The 18,487-nt window shown below is 65.6% G+C and carries 15 protein-coding genes and 1 pseudogene; 6 read left to right on the top strand and 10 right to left on the bottom strand.

The annotated features are described in order from the left end of the window. Positions 1–12: 12 nt before the first annotated feature. From EV560_RS11720 to EV560_RS11690, 7 genes are all read right to left on the bottom strand, one after another. A complete protein-coding gene (locus EV560_RS11720) occupies positions 13–984 on the bottom strand; it encodes an ABC transporter ATP-binding protein (protein WP_131855919.1) in 972 nt (323 codons plus the stop codon). Next, the gene (locus tag EV560_RS11715) at positions 977–1,966 is read right to left on the bottom strand and encodes an ABC transporter ATP-binding protein (protein ID WP_165923421.1); all 990 of its coding nucleotides are present in this window, start codon (positions 1,964–1,966) and stop codon (positions 977–979) included. Before EV560_RS11715 ends, EV560_RS11720 begins: the two co-directional genes overlap by 8 nt. Continuing rightward, positions 1,963–3,468, bottom strand: coding sequence for an amidohydrolase family protein (locus EV560_RS11710; RefSeq protein ID WP_248311997.1), 1,506 nt, complete (start codon positions 3,466–3,468; stop codon positions 1,963–1,965). Before EV560_RS11710 ends, EV560_RS11715 begins: the two co-directional genes overlap by 4 nt. Then, on the bottom strand, positions 3,465–4,664 hold the full coding sequence (locus tag EV560_RS11705; protein ID WP_131855918.1) for an amidohydrolase family protein: 1,200 nt from the start codon (positions 4,662–4,664) through the stop codon (positions 3,465–3,467). Before EV560_RS11705 ends, EV560_RS11710 begins: the two co-directional genes overlap by 4 nt. A 225-nt stretch (positions 4,665–4,889) precedes the next feature. Then, positions 4,890–5,822, bottom strand: a complete 933-nt coding sequence (locus tag EV560_RS11700) for an ABC transporter permease (protein ID WP_131855917.1) — start codon at positions 5,820–5,822, stop codon at positions 4,890–4,892. Then, complete coding sequence (locus EV560_RS11695; protein WP_131855916.1) at positions 5,812–6,804, bottom strand: ABC transporter permease; 993 nt, start codon at positions 6,802–6,804, stop codon at positions 5,812–5,814. Before EV560_RS11695 ends, EV560_RS11700 begins: the two co-directional genes overlap by 11 nt. Positions 6,805–6,958: 154 nt before the next feature. Beyond that, a complete protein-coding gene (locus tag EV560_RS11690; RefSeq protein ID WP_131855915.1) occupies positions 6,959–8,527 on the bottom strand; it encodes an ABC transporter substrate-binding protein in 1,569 nt (522 codons plus the stop codon). Between the two features lie 250 nt (positions 8,528–8,777). On the opposite strand from EV560_RS11690, the gene EV560_RS11685 reads away from it, so the two are divergent. Both EV560_RS11685 and EV560_RS11680 read left to right on the top strand, forming a co-directional pair. Then, positions 8,778–9,485: a GntR family transcriptional regulator gene (locus EV560_RS11685; RefSeq protein WP_131855914.1), complete on the top strand. Its 708-nt coding sequence runs from the start codon at positions 8,778–8,780 to the stop codon at positions 9,483–9,485. Beyond that, positions 9,482–10,180, top strand: coding sequence for a flavin reductase family protein (locus EV560_RS11680; protein ID WP_248311996.1), 699 nt, complete (start codon positions 9,482–9,484; stop codon positions 10,178–10,180). Before EV560_RS11685 ends, EV560_RS11680 begins: the two co-directional genes overlap by 4 nt. Before the next feature lie 38 nt (positions 10,181–10,218). Here EV560_RS11680 and EV560_RS11675 read toward each other — a convergent pair whose 3' ends face one another. Then, positions 10,219–10,422: a hypothetical protein gene (locus EV560_RS11675; RefSeq protein WP_131855913.1), complete on the bottom strand. Its 204-nt coding sequence runs from the start codon at positions 10,420–10,422 to the stop codon at positions 10,219–10,221. Between the two features lie 546 nt (positions 10,423–10,968). Here EV560_RS11675 and EV560_RS36860 point away from each other — a divergent pair. The 4 genes and pseudogenes from EV560_RS36860 to EV560_RS11660 form a co-directional block, all read left to right on the top strand. Further along, positions 10,969–11,345 (top strand): annotated as a pseudogene (locus tag EV560_RS36860) (epoxide hydrolase N-terminal domain-containing protein); the annotation flags it as partial. Positions 11,346–11,408: 63 nt separating this feature from the next. Next, a complete protein-coding gene (locus EV560_RS11670) occupies positions 11,409–12,272 on the top strand; it encodes an alpha/beta fold hydrolase (RefSeq protein ID WP_465247004.1) in 864 nt (287 codons plus the stop codon). 414 nt (positions 12,273–12,686) lie between these two features. Then, on the top strand, positions 12,687–14,267 hold the full coding sequence (locus EV560_RS11665; RefSeq protein ID WP_131855912.1) for an ABC transporter substrate-binding protein: 1,581 nt from the start codon (positions 12,687–12,689) through the stop codon (positions 14,265–14,267). Beyond that, a complete protein-coding gene (locus EV560_RS11660) occupies positions 14,264–15,760 on the top strand; it encodes a M81 family metallopeptidase (RefSeq protein WP_165923420.1) in 1,497 nt (498 codons plus the stop codon). The genes EV560_RS11665 and EV560_RS11660 overlap by 4 nt, the downstream gene beginning before the upstream one ends. A 15-nt stretch (positions 15,761–15,775) precedes the next feature. Here the strand turns inward: EV560_RS11660 and EV560_RS11655 are convergent, their stop codons facing one another. Together EV560_RS11655 and EV560_RS11650 are read right to left on the bottom strand one after the other, a co-directional pair. Then, the gene (locus tag EV560_RS11655) at positions 15,776–17,191 is read right to left on the bottom strand and encodes an amidase (protein ID WP_131855911.1); all 1,416 of its coding nucleotides are present in this window, start codon (positions 17,189–17,191) and stop codon (positions 15,776–15,778) included. A 44-nt stretch (positions 17,192–17,235) separates the two neighbouring features. Continuing rightward, complete coding sequence (locus EV560_RS11650) at positions 17,236–18,336, bottom strand: Gfo/Idh/MocA family protein (protein ID WP_131855910.1); 1,101 nt, start codon at positions 18,334–18,336, stop codon at positions 17,236–17,238. Positions 18,337–18,487: the final 151 nt, after the last annotated feature.

Here is an 18,487-nt window from a genome sequence, read left to right as displayed (position 1 = left end):
GCCTGGTCACGCTCAGGCCGGCCGATGGCAGGCGACCAGGCGCTCGTCCAGCGCCTGAAGAACGGGCGCACTTGCCGAACAATCGGAGACGGCGATCGGACAGCGCGGATGGAAGGCGCAGCCCGGCGGCGGAGCGATCGGGCTCGGCACCTCGCCGGACATCGGCTTGCGCTGCCGGTTCGGTCGCTCGACATCGGGGATCGTGTCGAGCAGGAGGCGCGTATAGGGGTGGCGCGGACGCTGGAAGATCGCCTCGGCCGGGCCGCTCTCGACGAAGCGGCCGAGATACATGATCGCCAACTGGTCAGACATGTGGCGGACCACCGAGAGATTATGGCTGATGAACAGGTAGGTCAGCCCGAATTCCCTCTGCAGCCTGACCATCAGGTTGAGGATCTGCGCCTGGACGGAGACGTCGAGCGCCGAGGTCGGCTCGTCGCAGACCAGGAAATCCGCTTCGGTGGCGAGGGCGCGGGCAATCGAGATGCGCTGGCGCTGCCCGCCCGAGAAGGCATGCGGATAGCGCTCGGCATCGGCCCGCGACAGCCCGACGATCTCGAGCAGGTCGCCGACGCGCTCGGTGACAGCGGCCTCGTCGGGCCGCAGATTGAGCTCGCGGATCGGTTCGGCGATGACGTCCCCGACGCGCCAGCGCGGGTTCAGCGAGGCATAGGGGTCCTGGAAGATCATCTGCACGCGCGGCGGACCGAGGCTGCCATCGGCGCGGCGGATATCGTGGAAATGCAGCGCGCCTTCAGTCGGTCGCTGCAGGCCGACGACCATGCGCGCGAGCGTCGACTTCCCGCAGCCGGATTCGCCGACGATGCTGAAGGTCGTGCCGCGCTCCACGGTGAAGGAGATATTCTCCACCGCGCGCAGGATGCGGCGCGGCTCGCGCGAGATGAGCCGGGTCAGCACTGGGGGAGAGACATCGAAGCGGCAGGAAGCCGAGGAGACGGTGAGGATCGGGCTCGGCTCAGGCATGGGCCGGCTCCGTCAGCGGGAAATGACAGGCCGCGGCGTGCGAACTGCCGGGCAGGCCGGGCTTCACGTCGCGGCAGAAGGGCTCGGCGCGGCCACAGCGCGGATTGAAGGCGCAGCCCTGCGGGATGGCGTTGAGCCGCGGCATCGCCCCGTCGATCTGATGCAGTTGCTGATGCCGTGTATGGATGCTCGGGATCGAGGCCATCAGCCCGGCGGTGTAGGGATGGTGCGGCCGGCGCGTCACCTCATCGACCGGGCCGATCTCGACCACGTTGCCGGCATACATCACCGCGACCCGATCTGCCGTCTCGGCGATCACGCCCATGTCGTGGGTGACGAGCATGATCGCGGTGCCATGCTCACGGCAAAGGCGCTTCAGCAAGGTGGTGATCTGGGCCTGGATGGAGACGTCGAGCGCCGTCGTCGGTTCGTCGGCGATGATCAGGCTCGGCTCGGCGCAGAGCGCGAGCGCGATGACGACGCGCTGGCGCATGCCGCCGGAGAACTGGTGCGGATATTGGTCGATCCGCGTTTCCGCCGCGGGAATGCCGACCTCTCTGAGCAATTGCAGCGCGCGCCCCCGCGCCTCCGCCTTGCCGACCGGGAGATGGGTGGTGATCGTCTCGACCAATTGCTCGCCGACCGTCAGCAGCGGGTGCAGGGAGGTCAGCGGGTCCTGGAAGATCGCGCCGATCCGGCGGCCGCGCAGCTTGCGCATGGCCTCGGCCGGCAGGTTGTCGATGCGCTGGCCGTTGAGATGGATGCTGCCGCCCGCGATCCGGCCGGGCGGATCGAGCAGGCCGATCACGGCCGTGCCGGTCAGCGACTTGCCGGCGCCGGATTCGCCGACCACACCGAGAATCTCGCCCGGGGCGATGTCGAAGGAGACGCCGTCGAGCGCCGTCAGCGGACCATGGCGCCCGTCGAAGACGATGCGCAGGTCACGCACCGAGAGCAGCGGCGCCGACGTCATCGCGTTCATGCCACGGCCTCCTTCCGCTCGACAGGATAGCTCGAGGAGAAGATCTCGCTCGCCGGCGGATGGCCGAACGTGCGCTCGGGATAACGGGCCATCACGCCCTCGAACTGGGCTTGGGCGCGGGCCTTGTCCTTGGCCTCGTCGAGGCCGGGGATGACGCGATCCTGCATGACGAAGCGGCCATCGATGATCACGGTCGAGATATCCCGCCCATGGCCGGCGAGCAGCATGGTCTGGATCGGATCGATGACCTGGCCGAGATGCGGCCGGTCGAGATCGAACACGGTGATGTCGGCGCGGCTGCCCGGGTGCAGGCGGCCGAGATCGGGGCGCCCCAGCGCGTCGGCCCCGCCGATCGTGGCGGCATCGTAATAGTCCTCGCTGCGCACGGCCGTGGCGCTGCCGGCCATGACGCGGGCGAGGATCATGCCGACCTGCAGGTTCATGATCATGTCGGGCGGGCTGGTATCGGTGCCCATCCCGATCCGCAGGCCCATCTCGCGATAGCGCCCGAAATGGTCGATGGCATTGCCGTGCCGGCCCGAGACCAGCGGGCAATGCACGATGGTCGCGCCGGCATCGCGAATGATCTCGAGGTCGCGGCCGGGACGGGCAATGTGCCTGCTGCCGGAGACATAGGTGCCGTGCGGCAGCAACGTCCGTTCGCTCAGGAAGCCGAGCTTGTCGAGCCATTCCGGCGGGCTCATGCCGTGCTGGGCGAGGACGAGTTCGTATTCGATCTTCGACTGGCAGCAATGCAGGCGAACGGGCACGTTGAGCGACCGGCCGGCAGCCGCTGTGCGCCGGATCAGATCCTCGCTCGCGGTCTCGATCCGGTCCGGTGCCAGCATGGTCCGGACCAGCCCGCCGGCCGCGCCCTCGAAACGCTCGCAGAAGGCGATCGCAGCATCGAGCTCCTTCAGCCCGCGCGCCTCGTCGTAATGGGTGGTGATCCTGCCATCGGCCTCGACCACCTGATTGCCCGTGCGATAGGCCGGGCCGAGATAGGCGCGCAGGCCGAGAGCTGCCGCGGCCTCGGCGGCATCGCCGAACTCCTCCGGTGTCTCGCCCCATTCGCGATAGAAGAGCGAGGCAATCGGCAGGGCCGTGGTGATGCCGTTGCGGATCAGCGTGGCAAAGGCATGCTTCTTCTGGAAGGCCAGTTCCTCGCGCGAATACATCTCGTACGGGCCGGCATCGAGATAGCTGCGCGGCCAGACGCGGCCCTTCTTCCAGGCGGGCTGGTTGTCGTAGGCGAGGATCGTGGTGTCGAGGTCGGAGAGCGCGTCGAGATCGACGAAGCCGGGGCCGATCAGGGCGTTGCCATAGTCGATCCGGCGCGCCACCTCGCCGGCAAAGCCGTGGCCGGTGAAGGTGACCGCGCCATCCTCGAAGACGATCTCGCCATTCTCGATCAGGACATGGCGGCCGTCGCGATGGCCGACCAGCCAGCGTGCGGTCAGGAGCGTGCGGCCCTTCGGCCTTTCGGCAGCTCGCAGCGTCACGGCGCAGTCCTGATCGAGACGCCGTCGCGGGCGACGAGTTTGCCGCGCTTCACCACGCGGCGCTTGGGCGAGCGCGTCACGATCGCCTCCGCCACCGTCTCGCCTGGCAGCAGCACAAGGTCGCCGACGCAGCCCTCGCCAAGCCCGTACCCGGCGAGATCCATCACCTTGGCACCCTCGGTGGTGCAGACGTCGAGCGCCAGACGCAGCTCGTCGTCGCGGCGCAAATTGTTGCGCAGGCCGACGAACATGGCGCGCTCCAGCATGTCGGCATTGCCATAGGGCCCCCAGGTGTCGCGGATGCCGTCCGAGCCCGAGCAGACCCGGATGCCGGCGGCGAGCAGCTTCTTCACCGGCGGAGCGGGCCGGCTCGCCGGCGCCGTGGTCATGATCGCGATATCAAGCTCGGCGAGCTGCTCGATCAGCGGGTCGATCAGCGCCGGGTCCGGCGTGCCCAGGCAGAAGGCATGGCTGATCGTGACCTTGCCCTTCATGCCGAGGGCGCGGGTGCGCTCGATGATCATGTCCATCGAGAAGGCGCCAACCTCGCCGGGCTCGTGCAGATGGATATCGAGCGGCTTGCCGTAGCGCTGGCAAAGCTCGAAGACGGCGTCGAGATGACCCTTCGGATCGCGGTCGATCGTGCAGGGATCGAGCCCGCCGACGATCTCGGCGCCGAGCTTCATCGCCTCGTCCATCAGTTCCAGCGTGCCCGGCCGGCGCAGCAAGCCCGATTGCGGGAAGGCGACGAGCTCGATGTCGACGATGTCGCGGTAGCCGTCGCGGGTGCGCATCACTCCCTCTATGCCCCACATGCCGTGCTCGGTGTCGACGTCGACATGGCTGCGGATATGGGTCGAGCCCATCAGCGAGGACTGGATGCTCTGCCGCGCCGACTGGCGTGCGGGATCGATATCCAGGCGCTTCTTGTTCTCGCGCTCGTTGTCGATCTTGTCGAGCAGCCGGGGGCCGACCTCGTTGACGTACCAGGGTTGGCCCCAGAGGCTCTTGTCGAGATGGGTATGCGCCTCGACCAGGCCGGGGAGCGCGATCTCGCCGCGGCCTTCCTCGACGGTGATGCCGGCGGGCGCCTGGATATCCGGCGCCATGCGGGTGATGCGGCCGCCCTCGATCAGGATGTCGATGGTCGCTCCGGCATAGGGGCGGACATTGCGCAGAAGAAGGGAGGCGGTCATTGCAGGCGTTTCCTTTTGGTCGTTCGTTTTGTCAGGCGTGACCTGCCCCCTCTCCCCTTGCGGGAGAGGGTTGGGGTGAGTGGGCGCGCGACATCGATCGCTGGCGACGCCGCACCTCGCGAGAGTGATTCAGGGCGGCGCGACCCCTCATCCGGCCCTTCGGGCCACCTTCTCCCGCAGGGAGAGAAGGGAAAGCCGGCGTGCGCACGTCATGCCGCATCCCCATCACCTCAGTTTCGGGTTGAGCGCGTCGCGCAGCCAGTCGCCGAGCAGATTGACGCTCAAGACGATCAGGCCGAGCTGCAGCGACGGGAAGACGACCAGCCACCAGGAGCCGGAGAACAGGTACTGGTTGCCGATGCGGATCAAGGTGCCGAGCGAGGGCTGCGTGATCGGCATGCCGACGCCCAGGAAGGAGAGCGTCGCTTCGGACAGGATGGCGAGGCCGAGATTGAGCGTGGCCGCGACCATGACCGGAGTCAGGGTGTTCGGAAGGATGTGCCGGCGCATGATCCGCGACGGCGCGACCTTGATGATGCGCGCGGCCAGCACGTATTCCTTGCGCCGCTCGACCATGGTCGAGGCGCGCACGGTGCGGGCATATTGCACCCAGTTGGTCAGCGAGATGGAAAGCACCAGCACGAGGGCCGCGAAAGGCTCGCGCAGGGCCGGCGGCAGGAGCTCGCGAAAGATCGCGCTGACCAGGATCGCCATCAGCAGCGTCGGGATCGAGAGCACGGTGTCGCCCAGCCGCATCAGCAGGTTGTCGATGCGCCCGCCATGGAAGCCGGCGACGAGGCCGATGGTGACGCCGATCGTCATCGAGACGACGACGCTGGCGAAGCCGATGATCAGCGAGATGCGCGTGCCGTAGAGGATCGCAGAGAGCACGTCGCGCCCCTGCGGGTCGGTGCCGAGCAGGAAGGGCCATTCGCCATCGGCGCTCCAGATCGGCGGGATCTCGGCCTTGTCGATGAAGATCTGGCTGAGGTCATAGGGGTTCTGCGGCGCGATCAGCGGCGCCAGGAAGGCCGTGGCGACGAGCAGCACGAGCACCAGCGCCGAGATCCAGGCGGCCGGCGTGCGCCGGAAGCTCCAGCCAATATCGCTGTCGAGGAAGCGGCGCAGACGGCCGGGCTTTGCAGCGTCAGTGCGCATTGGCCGCCCCCGAGATGGCGTCGTCGCGCAGGCGCGGATCGACGAAGGCATAGGCCAGGTCGACCAGCGTGTTGAGCGAGACGAAGATGAAGGAGGCGACGATCAGATAGGCCGCCATCACCGGGATATCGACGAAGGTCACCGCCTGGACGAAGAGCAGGCCCATGCCCGGCCATTGGAACACGGTCTCGGTCACGAGCGCGAAGGCGATCAGGTTGCCGATCTGCAGGCCGGTCACGGTGATGACCGGCATCAGGCAATTGCGTAGCGCGTGGCGGAAATGGATGGCGCGCAGTTTGAGGCCGCGGGCGCGGGCGAAGCGGATGAAGTCGGTCCGCATCGTCTCCAGCATCTCGGCCCGCACCAGCCGCATCACCAGCGTGATCTGGAACAGCGAGAGCGTGATGCCGGGCAGGATCAGAGCGCGCCGGCCGGATGGCGTCAGGAAGCCGGTGCTCCACCAGCCGATCTGCACGACTTCGCCGCGGCCGAAGGCCGGCAGCCATTGCAGCGTCACCGAGAACAGCAGGATGAGCAGGATACCGACGGCGAAGCTCGGCAGGGAGACGCCGAGCACGGAGAGAAACTGGAGCGCCTTGGCCGGCAGGCTGTCGCGCCGGATCGCAGTGTAGACGCCGAGCGGAATGCCGACCGCCAGCGACAGGACAGTCGCGACCAGCACGAGCTCGAAGGTCGCCGGGAAACGCTCGGCGATCAGCGTGAAGACATCCTGCTGGTTGCGGAAGGAAATGCCGAAATCGCCATGCAGCGCATTGCCGACAAAGGTGGCGAATTGCAGCGCGAAGCCCTTGTCGAGGCCGAGCCGGGCCCTGAGCTCGTCGCGCTGCGCCTGGCTCGCCTGCTCGTTCAGCATCAGCTCGACGGGGTCGCCGACGAAGCGGAAGATCAGGAAGGCGAGGAAGGCGACGGCGAGCATGACGCCGGCCGCGTTGAGCAATCGCTTGAACAGGAAGGCCGGCATCGGGTCGCAAGCTCCGAAGTTGGCGGTTATTGCAGGCTCGTCATGCTCGGGCTCGGCCCGAGCATCTCGGACACCAGCGCCCTTCCGTCGCGAGATTCTCGGGTCCGGGCTTCGCTTCGCCCGAGAATGACGCGCCGGTTCGAGGGCGAGCCTCTCACTTCATCCTGGTCAGCCAGAGCCGCGGCTTGTTGTCCGAGGCCTGGACGGTCGCTTCCACCGCCTTGCCCATGGCCCAGGCCATCGGCTGCTGGTGCATCGGGATGAAGAGGTGCTCGTTCTTGGCGATCATCAGCGCCTCCGTCATCATCGGGATGCGCTTGGCGTTATCGAGCTCGACGCCGGCCTTGTCGGTCAGTGCGTCGATGCGCGGATCGCCCCAATTGCCCCAGTTGAAGACGCCGCCGGTGCCGCTCTTCGAGCGCATCACCTGCACCAGGATCGAATAGGCGTCGATCATCGGCTCGTTGGCCCAGCCGAAGGAGATGACGTCGAACTCGCCCTTGACGCGCTTCGGCGTCTGCTGGCTGCGCGGCGCCATGTTGAGATTGGGCTTGAGGCCGGCGCGCGACCACATCGAGGCGACCGCCTGGCAGAACTCCTCCTCGTTGACCAGCGAGTCGGTGTTGCAGTTCATCAGGAAGGAGAAGCCGTTGGGATAGCCGGCATCGGCCAGCAGCTTCTTGGCGCCATTGAGGTCGAAGGGCAGCCGCTCGTCCATCTTCGGCACATAACCGGGAATGGCGGGAGCGACGATCGCGCCGGTATTGCGCGAGAGGCCGCGCATGGCGCGCTTCTGCACCGCGTCGATGTCGATCGCCCGGTAGAGCGCCTCGCGCACGCGCTTGTCCTTGAGCGGGTTCTTGTCCTTGACGTCGCTTTCGACCAGCGCATCCTTCAGGTTGAAGGCGAAGATCACCGTGCGCAGCTCGTTGGTCTGCAGCACCTTGACGTCGGGCGAGGCCGAGAGCCGCGGCAGATCCTGCAGCGGCGCGACATTGGTGAAGTCGATCTCACCGGAGAGCAGCGCTGCGACGCGGGTCGAGGCCGAGGTGATCGGCGTGAATTCGATCCGGTCGATATTATGCTGCGGCTTGTCCCACCAGCTCTCATTCTTGACGAAGACGGTCTTCGAATCGGCGCGGCGGCTCTCGACCTTGAACGGGCCGGTGCCGTTGGCATTGTTGGTGGCATAGCCCTCGACGCCCTTGCCGGCATCGGTCGGCAGCGAGGCGTTGTTCGCCTCCATCCATTCCTTGTCGAAGATGTAGATGTTGGTCAGGTCGTTCAGCAGCAGCGGGTAGGGGCCGTTGACCTCGATCTCGACCGTGTAGTCGTCGATCTTCTTCGAGCTCTTATAGGCCGGCAGGTTGCCCTTGAGCGGCGAGGACTCATGCGTCACCCGCGCCAGCGAGGCGATGACGTCATCGGCCGTGAACGGGTTGCCGTTGTGGAACTTGACGCCCTGGCGCAGCTTGAAGCGCCAGACGGTCGGCGACACAGTCTCCCAGGACTCGGCCAGCGCCGGCTCGATCTTGAGATCGCCGGTATAGCGCACCAATCCCTCATAGACATGGTTCAGCACGGCGAGCGTGAAGGTCTCGCCGAAGGAATAGGGATCGAGTGAGGCGATCTCGCGCGCCGCGCCCCATTTCAGCGTCTTCGCCTCGACCGCGCCGCTGAGCGCGAAAGCCGCAACGGCCGCCAGTAGCCAATGCTTCTTCATCGGATTCTCCTCTCGATGAGCCGTGGCGCGTTTTGCGCTCGTCCGGCCCGCTGCCCCTCGCGCTGCCGCCATTTTAGCCAGGATGATGCTTTAGGCGGCATTTCGTGTGCGATTACTAATCAATCTTGCATACGATAATCGGATCGTATTGTATGCGATTATTGAGCACAAGAGAAAAACTGGAGCGGAGCGCCTCCCCGTGGCATCGAGCGTGTCCCAACTCTCGGAATCAACGCGAAGAACGGCCACCATGTCGGAATCACGTGCCCCCGGATTGCGCGCGCAATCGGTATACAGAGCGCTTCGGCGCGCCATCATCGAGCAGGCGCTGAAGCCCGGCATGAAGCTGCCGGAGGACTCGATCGGCGAGCAGCTCGGCGTCAGCCGCACGCTGGTGCGCGAGGCCTTCGGGCGTCTCGCCATCGAAGGCCTGGTCGAGTTGAAGCCGAACAAGGGCGCCTCGGTCGCCTATCCGACGCTGGAGGAGGCGCGCGACGTCTTCGACGTGCGCCGTGGCCTCGAGCGCCTGGTGGCCGAGACCCTGGCCGGCCGGCTCACCAACGCCCAGGCGGCCGAGCTGGAAGCCCATGTCCTGCTCGAGGAAAAGGCCCATGGCCAGGACGGGCCGGAATCGATCCGACTCTCCGGCGAGTTCCACATCAAGCTTGCGGAGATGACCGGCAATGCGCTGTTGCTGCGCTATGTGCAGGAATCCTCGTCGCGCTGCTCGCTGATCCTGGCGATCTATGGCCGGCCGCATTCCTCAGAATGCGCCGTCTCCGAGCACCGGCAGCTCATCGAAGCCCTGCGCCAGGGCGATGCCGCCCGGGCGACCGATCTGATGGACCATCATTTGCGTTCGGTCGTGACGCGCGCGCTGCTCAGCCCCCGCGTCGAGCGTGATATCCGCGACGTGCTCGCGCCCTATGCCCTCAGCGAAGGATTGACCCCATCGTGACCGCTCAACCGGCCTTGCCCCGCGGGAGCCAGGAGGCACCCGGCATCGTCACCTTCGATTTCGCGGCGCTGACGCCGCGCGAGCGCTACAAGCTGCTGATCGGGGCGGTTGTGCCGCGACCGATCGCGCTGGTGACGACGGTGGACGCGCAAGGCATCGTCAACGCCGCGCCCTTCTCCTTCTTCAACTGCCTTTCAGCCGATCCCGCGATCCTCGCGCTCGGCGTCGAATATCGCCCGGCCGGCGGTCAGAAGGATACCGGCCGCAATGTGCGGGAGACGCTGGCCTTCACCGTCAACATCGTGTCGGACGCCCTGCTCGAGGGCATGAATATCTGCGCCGTGCCGTTCGAGCCGGGCGCGGACGAGCTCGCCGAGGCGGGGCTGACCGCGATGCCGGGCATCAAGGTGCCCTGTCCCTGGATCGGACAGGCGCCGGCGGCCTTCGAATGCCGCCATCACACGACGCTCGGCATCGGCAATTCGCGCGAGATCATTCTGGGCGAGGTCGTCTACGCGCATTTCCGCGCCGATACGGTCGATGCCGACAGGCACTATGTCGATCCCGGCGCCCTCGACGCGATCGGGCGCATGGGCGGACACGGCTATGCGACCACGCGCGACTATTTCGACCTGCCGACCATGTCGGTCGATGCCTGGCGCGGAAACCCGGGCTTGGCGAACGCCCGCCGGTAGCGGTCAGTACCTGGCAGAGGCGAGATCCGATGCCTCCTTCAGGAGGCATCCCAGACTTCAACCGGCAGCGGCTCGTTGTTTCGGATCATGATCTCGAGCGGCGACATCGACGGTGTCGTCGTCGCCATCACCGCCGACTGGTGTGGGGCTGGTGCGTGCTGCGTAGCGATGAAAATCGCGGCAGCGAGGAGTGCGCACATTCCAGCGAACTGGATCGGCTTCGGCATTCTGGACTCGGCCATCGAACTCCCTCCTTGATCCGGGTTTTGAGGGCTTGACCAATGGGGGCGGACCCCAGATCGAGAATTGCTTCGCAAAGCGCGAGCGCTTCTTCGATGCAGTCCGCGTCTGCTGACGGAAGGTGCCGGACCTGCGTCGGCGCCGCGCCATGCGTTGATCTGGGGCAGCAACCCGGTGTCACCATCCCACTTGATCGAGGTAGCGACTGTGAGTTTCCTCACGGAGCTTGCCCCGGCGGATGTCTGGTTCGCGCAGCGTTCTGGCATGGGCACTCAGCGGTGAGGCATCGATAACCGCAAGCTTCGCTCATGGATGCCGCCTCGATGCGTGAGAGGCGAGCTAGTCCGCCGCAAGCAACAAAAAGTTATAAGACCGACAGCTGCCAAGCCTGATAGCTTGGCTCGCCGTCACAATCGATTTGAAAGCTTGTGACGCGTTGATCGGCCTTCTTTGACTCCATCGCGAAGCAGCAGCGCCGGCCCTGTCGGCCGGCAATTCATGCTCGCCGACGGTCGAATGGCACCTGCTCGGCGGGTGGGAGAAGCAGTATGTCGAACCCTCAGCAGAATGAACACCTCACCACGCAACGGGCGGCGCCCTTTGCGGAGATGCCGGGCGAACAGACTGGACTGACTGACGCACTGATCGTTCTTCCCAAGACGGACACACCGATCCGTCCATTCCAAGTCAGTATTCCAGAGAATGAGCTGGTCGAGCTAAAGCGGCGCGTCAGAGCGGCTCGCTGGCCGGACAGAGAAACGGCTCCGGATCAGTCGCAAGGCGTCAAGCTCGAAACTATCCAGGAACTTGCGCGGTATTGGGCGGATGACTACGATTGGCGGAAGGTCGAGGCGAAGATCAATTCCTATCCCAATTTTCTTAAGAAATTGACGGTCTCGACTTTCACTTCATTCATGTCGCGTCGAAACATAAGGAAGCCGTTCCGCTTCTCATCGCCCATGGCTGGCCGGGCTCGATCATCGAGCAATTGAAGCTGATCGATCCGCTGGTTGACCCCACAGCGCATGGCGGAAGCGAGGCCGATGCCTTTCACGTCGTGATTCCGTCCATGCCGGGCTACGGCTTTTCTGGCAAGCCGACCACAACGGGCTGGAACCCGGAGCGGATCGCGCGCGCCTATGCTGAACTCATGACTCGCCTTGGCTACCCGAAATATTTGGCGCAGGGCGGCGATTGGGGCTCGATCGTCGTCAACTTCATGGGCGTTCAGAGGCCGAAAGGGCTGCTCGGCATCCATACCAACATGCCCGAAGTGATCCCGAAGGAGGTCGACGCCGCGATCTGGTCCGGCAATGAGCTGCCGGCCGGTCTTTCGCCGGAAGAGAGGAAGGCCTGCGAGCAGGTTCGAGAGAACAAGTTCGCCTATGCCTTCATGATGGGCACTCGTCCGCAGACGCTGACCGGGCTGGTGGATTCGCCGGTCGGACTTGCAGCATTCATGATCGATCATGACTGGAAAAGTCATGATCTGATCGCGCGAATTTTCGCTGGCGCGGACGAGGGGCTAAGCCGGGACGATATTCTCGACAATGTCACGCTGTTCTGGCTCACGAACACAGCGATTTCCGCGGCGCGGCTTTACTGGGAGAACACGGTCGCAGGAACCTCCTTCTTTGCGGCCAAAGGCGTCGAACTTCCGACGGCCTGCAGCGTTTTCCCGGACGAGATGTTCGAAGCGCCAAAGAGCTGGGCGGAGAAGGCGTATCCCAATCTCATCCACTTCAACACACTTCCGAAGGGCGGGCATTTCGCGGCCTGGGAGCAGCCAGCCTACATGACAGCCGAAATTCGCATGGCGTTCAAACTCCTGCGTGAAGCGGCATCGGCGTAGATATTCGAACTGGATCTGGGCGGCGTCATCACGACGTCCGCCCATTTTCTTGTGGTCTACCCGCGCCATCTGCCTTTGATCTGGTCGAGGCAAGCCCCGCTTCGCGCAGATCGTCGTGCCAACATGTTCCCGTTCAGCGCGACCAGCGGACATTCAGCGCGTGCCCGAACGCCATCCACCACGCGCGCGTCGGCAAGCATCCCTGCCGAGCGGCAGCATGAAACTTGCGTAGCGAGATGAGGTGCATCGGGAGCCCCAGGACATGCCGAAGACTCACAAACCCTGGACGCAAGCCGGGGCGCACCACACGGCTTGCACTTGTCGTTTGCCGCGCTCTAGGATCAAGACGCTAAGACTACGGCGGCTCGCGATGATCCCAGATCGTTCCATCTGCTCCAATGGAAGGTCCCAGCCATGAAGCGGCGTACATTTCTTGGTGTCGCCGCTGGCGCTGCCGTCTCCACGATTGCAAAGCCCAGTCTCGCACAGCCCGCCAAGGTGCTGAAATTCGTGCCCGAGGCGGATATCGCGATCGTCGATCCCGTCTGGACGACGGCGACCGTGACACGCAATCACGGCTATCTCGTCTTCGATACGCTCTACGGGCAGAATGCCGATTACGGCTTCGAGCCGCAGATGGTCGCCGGCCACAGCATCGAGAACGATGGCAAGCTCTGGCGGCTGACGCTGCGCGAGGGTCTGCGCTTCCATGACGGCGAGCCGGTGCGGGCGCAGGACGTCGTGCCGAGCGTCCGTCGCTTCGCTGCCCGCGACGCTTTCGGCCGCGCCTTGATGGATGCGACGGACGAACTGTCGGCGGAATCCGATCGCGTGGTAACCTTCCGCCTGAAGCGGCCCTTCCCGCTGCTGCCGGCGGCGCTCGGCAAGACCGGCACGTCGATGCCGTGCATCATGCCCGAACGCTTCGCGGTGACCGATCCCAACAAGCAGGTGACGGAGATGGTCGGAAGCGGCCCCTTCCGTTTCAAAGCCGACGAACGCATTCCCGGCGCGCTGGCGGTCTATGAGAAATTTGCCGGCTATGTTCCGCGCCAGGGCGGCTCCGCCACCTTCACGGCCGGCCCCAAGACCGTGTTCTTCGACCGGGTCGAATGGCGCATCATGCCCGACCCCTCGACTGCGGCGAACGCGCTGAGCGCCGGCGAGGTGGATTGGTGGCAAAACCCGACGCCCGACCTCCTGTCGGTCCTGAAGGCCAAGGCCGGCGTGAAGCTCGAAGGGCTCGACCCTGCCGGCGGCATCGGCTGCCTGCGCTTCAATTCGCTGCATCCGCCTTTCGACAATCCGGCGATCAGGCGGGCCCTGCTCGGGGCCATCGACCAGACCGAATTCATGACCTCGGTCGCCGGCGAAGAGCGCTCGCTGTGGAAGGACCATGTCGGCGTGTTCAGCCCCGATACGCCACTGGCGACTACGGCGGGAACGGATGTCCTGGTCGGCAAGCGGGATTTCGCGGCAGTCAAGCGCGCGCTCGCGGAGGCCGGCTACAAGGGCGAGCGCGTGGTGATGCTCGATCCGACCGACTATCCCTCGACCCATGCGCTGGCGCTGGTGGCGGCGGATGCCCTGCAGAAATCCGGCGTGAATATCGACCTCGTCTCCAGCGACTGGGGCACCGTCGTCCAGCGCCGCGCGAGCAAGCAGCCCAGTGACAAGGGCGGCTGGAACATCTTCTTCACCTATCTCAACGGTACCAACAATTTCGATCCGGCGAGCCAGCTCGGCATCCGCGGCAATGGCGACCAGGCCTGGTTCGGCTGGCCAAAGTCACAGCGGCTGGAAGACCTTCGCCTCGACTGGTTCGGTGCCAAGGACCTCGCCGAGCAGAAGGCGATCTGCGCCGAGATCCAGAAGCAGTTCTTCGTCGACGTGCCCTATATTCCGCTGGGCGCCTATTACGAGAAGACGGCCTATCGTGGGCTGACCAGCCCGCGCATCGGCTTCGCCCAATTCTACGATGTGAAGCCAGTATGACCCACCGGATTCGTATTGCCGTTCTTCAATTCGCCCATGAGACGGTCACCTTCCTCCCGAACGACACCACGCGGCAGGATTTCATCTATCCGGGCTCGCCGGCCAGCGGCGAAGCGCTGCTGGCGACCGACCCGAAGGGCTATATGGGCGGCTTCGTGCAGGTCGCGCGCGAATATGATGATGTCGAGCTGGTCGGCATCACCTCGCCGCTCTGGCCGATTACCGGCACCGGATCGGGCTGGGTCACCAAGGATGCCTACGAGCATTTCCTTGGCATCATGATCGCGGAATTGAAGGCGCAGCCGAAACTCGACGGCGTCTACCTGGCGCTGCACGGGGCGCTGGCCGTGCGCGGCGTACCGCGTCCCGAGGCCGATATCGCGCGGCGCGTTCGCGAGGTCGTCGGCAAGGACGTCTTTCTCTCGGCGACGTTCGATCCGCATGGCAATGAGGACGAGGCCTTCCTTGAGCAGGCCGACATGGCCTTCTGCGTCAAATATTTCCCGCATTACGACATGCACCTGCAAGGTGAACGCGCGGCCCGGATGCTCGTCAGGGCGATCCGCGGCAGCTTCAGGCCGGTGACCCGGACGTTGCGCGTTCCGATCATCGCACCGACCGTCGTGATGTGGACCGGCGCCTCGCCCTGGTCCGATCTGATTCAGCGGGCGCTGATCTGGGAGGCGCGCGAGCCTGACGTCTTCGTCAATGTCTTCTTCGGCTTCCCCTGGTCTGATGTGCCCGATGCCGGGATGGGCCTGCAGGTTTTGACGCATGACGATCCGGAGCTTGCCGATCGTGTCATCCGCGATATGGCGGATTGGATTTGGCGGCGGCGCGACGCGCTCCTCAACACCGTCAAGATCCACCCGATGAAGGACGGCGTCGCGCTCGCCCGCGAAGCCGTGACGGCCGGCAAATCGCCGGTGGTGCTCGCCGATTACAGCGACCGCTCGGGCTATGCGACCTGGCTCCTGCAGGAGATCGTCGCGCAGAAACTGGAACGCGCGCTGATCGCAACCATCGCCTCGCCGGATGCCGTTCGCTCCGTGCTGGCCGCCGGTGCGAAGCCGGGCGATCCGTTCGATGCGGAGATCGGCGGAGTTTTCGATGACTCGGCCGGCGCGCCTGTCCGCGTCTCCGGCACCGTACAGTTGGTCGACGCGGCGCGCGGCAAGGGCAATGAATGGATCTGCGTCAGCTTCGGCAAGGGCAATGTATTGGTGCTCAGCCCCTATCTCGTGCAGATCGTCGAGCCGTCGGAGCTGTGGCAGCTCGGCCTCGAGCCCGGTGCGTTCGATGTGATCGCGATCAAGTCGCGTGCGCATTTCCGCCGCGGCTTCGACGATAGCGGCTTCGCGCCGACAATCCTGCTTGTCGAGCCGCCACAGCCATTCATGGGCACGGTCCGTCTCGAAGCGCTGCCTTACGAGAATCTCACGCTGACCGACTACTATCCATACGGCAATCCGAGCTTTCCGCCGGCGGTTTAGACCGGCCGGCGGATCTCAGCGCGGATCGATCGGACGCTTCAGTGCCGCGCCGAAGATCGGCTCCATGAAGGCGGCATAGGCGAGCTGCCTCAGCTCGCCGCGCGGCCTGGCGACGACCTGCATGCCGACCGGCAGGCCGCTCGCGGTGAAGCCGCAAGGCATCGAGAGGGTCGGCGCCGTGGTCAGCGTGATCGCATAGGCCATGGCAAGCCAGTCCATATAGGTCTCGAAGCGCTGGCCGTTGCACTCCTCGACATAGCGCAGCGCGTTCGGGAAGGGCGGCACGATCGCCGTCGGCGTCAGCAGCAAGTCGTATTCGTCGAAGAAGGCGATGGTCCGGGCGATGAGCTCGGCACGCTGCGCCTCGGCCTTGAGCAGCTCAGGCATGGTGAGCTTCAGGCCCTTCTCGACGTTCCAGATCATCTCCGGCTTGAGGAGGTGCGGATAGTCGCGCAGCTTCGGCCCGTGACTCGCGGCGAAGAAATGCGCGCGCAGCACCTGGAAGGCCTCATGCGCCTCGGAGAGGTCGGGATGTGCCTCCTCGACGATCACGCCCTCGCCACTGAGCTTCTCAGCCGCCGCCCGGCAGATCGCGGCCACCTCGGGATCGACCGGGGTGATGCCGAGATCGGCGCTGAAGGCGACCTTGCGCGGCTTGCGCGGGTTCTGCGCGGCGGAGAGAAAGCTCTCGGACAGCCGCGGCAGCGAGATCGGGTCGCGCGCATCCTCGCCGCAGAGCGCATCGAGGAACAGCGCCGCGTCGGCGATCGTGCGCGCCATCGGCCCCTCGGCACCGAGCAGGCTGTCAACGGTGGTGCCGGGATCGCGTGCGATCCGGCCCGGGCTCGGCCGGAAGCCGACGACCCCGCAGAAGCTTGCCGGCGTGCGCAAGGAGCCGCCGAGATCATTGCCGTGGGCGATCCAGGCCATGCCGGTGGCGAGCGAGACGGCCGCGCCGCCGGACGAGCCGGCGGCGGACCTGCCATGGTCCCAGGGATTATGGGTCATCCCGAAGACCTCGTTGAAGGTGTGCCCGCCGGCACCGAACTCGGGCACGGCCGATTTGCCGAAGACCAGGCCGCCCTGGCCCTCGATGGTGTGGACGATGATGTTCGAGCGAGTCGGGATATTGCTCGCGAAGATCGGCGAGCCGAAGCAGGTGCGCACGCCCTCGACCTCGGTCAGGTCCTTGATCGGCAGCGGCAGCCCCGCGAGAATGCCGCGCTCGGCCACCGGCTTGTCCATCAGCGTCCTGGCACGGTCGCGGGCACGCTCGAAGCAGAGCGTCGGCAGCGCGTTGACCCGGGGCTCGACCTCGGCGATGCGCGCCTCGACGGCGTCGAGCAGCTCGAGCGGGCTGACCTCCTCGCGCTTGAGGGCCTCGACGGCGGCGCAGGCGGTGAGGTCGATCAGGTCTCGCGAGGCGGGCATGGCGATATCCGGTGGGCGCGTCGTGGGTTGGTGCGGAACGGCGATCAGGCCGGCAGCTCGACGAGCTTGCCCGTCCTGATGCTCTCGTCGGCGGCGAGCACGATGCGCATGCTGTCGACGGCGCGGCGCATATGGTCGGACATGTCCCAGTCCTCGCGGATGGCGTTGAGCAGATAGGTCTGCTTGCGCTCGCTCAGCTGGGAATGGGTCAGCGCCTCCGCGATCTCGATATCCTCGTCGCCATGGACCAGCGCGTTGCCGGGGCCGATCTTGGCGTGGTGCAGGCGCAGCGGCCTGATCTTCGAATGCGTGCTGATCTCGGAGGAGGTCGCCGAGGTCGCGCCCTGCTGCGTCGGCGGCACGTTCTCGGGAGACATCACGCTGACCGAGCCCTTCGGCCCGATGATGTCCTTCACGATGAAAGCGGTCTGGCTCAGCATCGGCCCCCAGGCCGCCTCGTACCAGCCGACCGAGCCGTCGTCGAAAATCACCTGGAGCTGGCCGTAATTATACATGTCGGGCGCGATCTCGTCGCTGAGCCTGGCGCCGATCGCATGGACCTTGATCGGCCGCGCGCCGGTCATCGCGCACATCGCGTCAACGTAGTGCACGCCGCAATCGACGATCGGGGAGGCCGAGGCGAGCAGGTCCTTGTGCCAGTTCCAGGCCGGGCCGATCGACTGCTGGTTCAGGTTCATGCGCATGACCAGCGGCTTGCCGAGCGTCTTGGCCAGCTCGTGCAGCTTGGTCCACATCGGGCTGTGCGGCGGCGAGAGGCCGACGAGCAGCTTGCGGTTCATGCGCTTGGCCGCCGCGACGACGCGCTCGGCCTCCTCGACCGTCTGTGCGATCGGCTTCTCCAGGAAGACATGCGCGCCGGCCTCGAACGCGGCGATGGCATATTCGGCATGGGTGTTCGGCCAGGTGCAGACCGCGACCACGTCCGGCTTCAGCGCCTCGAGGGCCTCGTGATAGTCGGAGAAACGCGGGATATCCGCCCATTCAGCCGGGAGGTCGTCTCGCTCCGCGATGCTGCGGGCGCAGAGCCCGGCAAGCTCGTAGCCTTCGATCCGGTCATAGGCCTTGGCGTGCGAGACGCCCATATGGCCGAGGCCGACGACAAGTACTCTGAGCTTTTCTGCCATGTGTTCGCGCTCCCCCGGACGGATGCCGCCTCTCTTTCGAGCAGTCTAGCCATGCGCCTTTCTATTTGTAAACTTTCCTGACTAATGGGCGTGCGTTCGGGCCGCATCTGCCTCTGACTCCAGTGCATAGCAGCCATCTTCGGCCAAATTC

Origin of the sequence: Allobosea sp. BK604 (assembly GCF_004341515.1) — a bacterium.
Taxonomy (GTDB): Bacteria; Pseudomonadota; Alphaproteobacteria; order Rhizobiales; family Beijerinckiaceae; genus Allobosea.
This window is presented reverse-complemented; position numbering and strand designations above follow the sequence as displayed.

Bases quoted from the DNA above. Each gene is read 5' to 3' on its own strand.
- EV560_RS11720 (WP_131855919.1), bottom strand. From the start codon at position 984: ATGCCTGAGCCGAGCCCGATCCTCACCGTCTCCTCGGCTTCCTGCCGC.
- EV560_RS11715 (WP_165923421.1), bottom strand. From the start codon at position 1,966: ATGAACGCGATGACGTCGGCGCCGCTGCTCTCGGTGCGTGACCTGCGC.
- EV560_RS11705 (WP_131855918.1), bottom strand. From the start codon at position 4,664: ATGACCGCCTCCCTTCTTCTGCGCAATGTCCGCCCCTATGCCGGAGCG.
- EV560_RS11700 (WP_131855917.1), bottom strand. From the start codon at position 5,822: ATGCGCACTGACGCTGCAAAGCCCGGCCGTCTGCGCCGCTTCCTCGAC.
- EV560_RS11695 (WP_131855916.1), bottom strand. From the start codon at position 6,804: ATGCCGGCCTTCCTGTTCAAGCGATTGCTCAACGCGGCCGGCGTCATG.
- EV560_RS11690 (WP_131855915.1), bottom strand. From the start codon at position 8,527: ATGAAGAAGCATTGGCTACTGGCGGCCGTTGCGGCTTTCGCGCTCAGC.
- EV560_RS11685 (WP_131855914.1), top strand. From the start codon at position 8,778: ATGTCGGAATCACGTGCCCCCGGATTGCGCGCGCAATCGGTATACAGA.
- EV560_RS11675 (WP_131855913.1), bottom strand. From the start codon at position 10,422: ATGGCCGAGTCCAGAATGCCGAAGCCGATCCAGTTCGCTGGAATGTGC.
- EV560_RS11665 (WP_131855912.1), top strand. From the start codon at position 12,687: ATGAAGCGGCGTACATTTCTTGGTGTCGCCGCTGGCGCTGCCGTCTCC.
- EV560_RS11660 (WP_165923420.1), top strand. From the start codon at position 14,264: ATGACCCACCGGATTCGTATTGCCGTTCTTCAATTCGCCCATGAGACG.
- EV560_RS11655 (WP_131855911.1), bottom strand. From the start codon at position 17,191: ATGCCCGCCTCGCGAGACCTGATCGACCTCACCGCCTGCGCCGCCGTC.
- EV560_RS11650 (WP_131855910.1), bottom strand. From the start codon at position 18,336: ATGGCAGAAAAGCTCAGAGTACTTGTCGTCGGCCTCGGCCATATGGGC.